Here is a 3,113-nt window from a genome sequence, read left to right as displayed (position 1 = left end):
TACGTCATTTTACAAGACTGTGGCATAAAACCACTCGCCCATCTCTCCGTATTTTCACAACCCGGGCTGTTGCAGCGGGTGGTCAACCACGGCGCGCGGGTTTAGCCCCGGCGCGCCGATTGTACCTGAACCGGCTCAGCTAATCGCCTCGATCCCCGCCATATACGGCCGCAGCACCTCAGGCACCTCGATGCTGCCATCCGCCTGCTGGTAGTTCTCCATCACGGCGACGAGGGTGCGGCCCACGGCCAGGCCCGAGCCGTTGAGCGTGTGCACCAGCTCCGGCTTGCCCGTTGCCGGGTTGCGCCAGCGGGCCTGCATGCGGCGGGCCTGGAAGTCGGTGCAGTTGGAGCAGCTGCTGATTTCGCGGTAGGTGTTCTGGCTGGGCAGCCAGACTTCGAGGTCGTAGGTCTTGGCGGCGGCGAAGCCCATGTCGCCGGTGCAGAGCATGACCTTGCGGTACGGCAGGCCGAGCTTCTGCAGGACGGTTTCGGCGTGGCCGACCATTTCCTCGAGGGCGTCCATCGAAGCTTCGGGCGCGACGACCTGCACCATCTCGACCTTCTCGAACTGGTGCTGGCGGATCATGCCGCGGGTGTCGCGGCCGTAGCTGCCGGCTTCGGCGCGGAAGCACATGGAGTGCGCGGTGAGACGCATCGGCAGCTGGTCGGCTTCGACGATGCTGTCGCGGACGAGGTTGGTCAGCGCCACTTCCGAGGTCGGGATGAGGTAACGCTTCTTGTCATCCACCTGCACGCCAAACAGGTCTTCCTCGAACTTCGGAAGCTGGCTGGTGCCGTACATGGCATCGGCGTTCACGATCAGCGGGATGTTGTGTTCCAGGTAGCCGTGCTGCGTGGTGTGCAGGTCCAGCATGAACTGGGCGAGCGCACGGTGCAGGTGGGCGAGCTGGCCGCGGAGCACGGTGAAGCGCGCGCCGCTGAGCTTGGCGCCGGCGTCGGCATCGAGCCAGCCGTGGCGGGCGCCCAGGTCGACATGGTCCTTCACCGCGAAATCGAACGCCCGGGCGTGGCCCCAGCGAAGGATCTCGACGTTCTCGGACTCGTCCTTGCCGATCGCCACGGCGGCGTCCGGCAGGTTCGGGATGCCCTCGGCGATCTCGGCCAGCTTGGCCTGCACATCGGCCAGGGCCTGCTCGTTGGCCTTCAGCTTGTCGCCGATGCCGGCCACTTCGGCCATGAGCGGCGCCACGTCCTCACCCTTGGCTTTCGCCTGGCCGATGGCCTTGGAACGGGTGTTTCGCAGGTTCTGCAGCTCCTGGGTCTCCGTGGAGAGGGCCTTGCGCTCGGATTCCAGCCGCTCGATCGTGGCGACATCGAGGGGGAAATTGCGGGCGGCGCGGAGGCGTTCTGCCGTTTCAGCGAGGCGGCCGCGCAGGAGTGCGGGATCCAGCATGGTGGTTCTGTCCGTGGTAGGCGGTCTTTGATTATCGCATGGCCTCCCCGGCTTTGGCCCCTCCGCTTTTCAGGCCGTGGCTCTCGAAATACCGCTCCAGGGCCTCCACGGAGCCATCCGGCTCAGCCAGCGCCACCCAGGTGTCGGGGCGCAGGAGGTAGGCGGCGTTCTCGGCCAGGCCGGCTTTCTCGAACTCGGGCTCCCAGCCGAAGTCGCGCAGTGCCACGCCCCGGTGCAGGCACCAGGCCATGAGTTCGGGCCGGGGCTCGCCGTATACGTGGACCTGCCAGCCGATCCGCTCCAGCGGCCCGTAGTTGTCCTTGTCGCCCATCCGCACCCACGGCAGCCGGTCGCCGCCCTTCACCTTCCCCGCTTCGCCATCGCTCAGGGCGCTGTCGTGGTAGGCCAGCTCGGTCTGCGAGATCAGCTTGAACATCGCCCGCCGCGCCGCCGCCATCTCGAAGGCCACGTGTGCCGCGTAGGGCATGACGTTCACCCTCAGGAAGTTGGCCAGGCTGCCGCCGGAGGTCATCAGGGAGAAGCCGCGGTCGGTGGTCTGGACCAGTTGGTGGGCGAAGCCCTGGCGTTCCTTCACGTAGGTATCGAGCAAGGGATCGGGTGCGTCGCCGCGCAGTACGGCGGCAAGTTTCCACGCCAGGTTGATCGCATCCAGGATGCCCGTGTTCATGCCCTGCCCGCCTGCCGGGCTGTGCACATGGCCGGCATCGCCGAGGAGGAAGACGCGATCGCGGCGGAAGGTTTCCGCGACGCGGTGATGCACGCGGTAGCTGGAGAACCAGGTGACCTCTTCGACCTTGACGCCGACGCGGCCGATCGCGTCCTGGCGTACATCATCGAAGGTGAGTTTTTCAGCGGTTTCGGCGCGCTCGTCGCTGACGGTACCGATCAGGCGTGCGCGGCCGTTACTGTCGTAGGGCAGCATCAGGACGAAGTCGTTGTTCTCGAGCGAGACGCTGCCTTCGTCCGGGTTCTTTAGCCCTTCGAGCTTCACGTCGGCGACGTAGAACACCGAGCGGTACGTACCACCTTCGAAGCCGATGCCAAGTTGCTCGCGCACGGTGGAACGCGCACCGTCGCAGCCGGCGATGTAGCGCGCGGTGGTGGTTTCTTCGCTGCCATCGGCGCGACGGATGCGTGCGGTGACGCTATCCGCGCCCTGCTCCAGCGAGACGAGTTCGGTCTGCCGCTCGATCGTGACGCCCATGCTTTCGAGGCGCTGGCCGAGGACGCGTTCATGGTGATCCTGCGGATACATCAGTGGCGACGGATACGGCGAGATGCCCGCACCGGCATCCTGCAACGGCAGGCGCGCGGCGTGCTTGCCGCGGGTCCACATGTTGATCGCGACCATGCGATGGCCAGCGGCCATGATGGTTTCGGTGAGGTCAAGCTGGCGGTAGAGCTCCAGCGTGCGCGCCTGCACGACCATGGCCCGCGAGGTATCCCCGGGGCCATCTTTCTTGTCGATGATGCGGACCTTGATGCCCTGGGCGGTTAGCCAGAGGGCGAGCACCAGGCCCGTGGGGCCTGCGCCGGTGATGAGTACGCCGTCCATCGTGGGCCTCGTAGCTCAGGGGTGTAGGCCCTTCAATGCGCGCACGGAGCGGGTGCTGTCAACTAGGCCGTGCGCCCAGCTGTTGTGGGAGCGCGCTTGCGCGCGATGGGGGCTGGCGGCG

Annotated in this window: 2 protein-coding genes; both read right to left on the bottom strand. The window is 66.5% G+C overall.

Going from position 1 to position 3,113, the window contains the following annotated elements:
* Positions 1-135 precede the first annotated feature (135 nt).
* The gene (gene serS, locus ACTHLF_RS16855) at positions 136-1,416 is read right to left on the bottom strand and encodes a serine--tRNA ligase (protein ID WP_440328759.1); all 1,281 of its coding nucleotides are present in this window, start codon (positions 1,414-1,416) and stop codon (positions 136-138) included.
* A 31-nt stretch (positions 1,417-1,447) separates the two neighbouring features.
* The gene (locus ACTHLF_RS16850; protein ID WP_440328757.1) at positions 1,448-2,992 is read right to left on the bottom strand and encodes an FAD-dependent monooxygenase; all 1,545 of its coding nucleotides are present in this window, start codon (positions 2,990-2,992) and stop codon (positions 1,448-1,450) included.
* Between the last annotated feature and the right edge of the window lie 121 nt (positions 2,993-3,113).

Source organism: Luteibacter sp., assembly GCF_051958795.1.
Taxonomy (GTDB): domain Bacteria; phylum Pseudomonadota; class Gammaproteobacteria; order Xanthomonadales; family Rhodanobacteraceae; genus Luteibacter.
The sequence above is the reverse complement of the archived record's forward strand: the minus strand, read 5'-3'. Positions and strand labels throughout refer to the sequence as shown.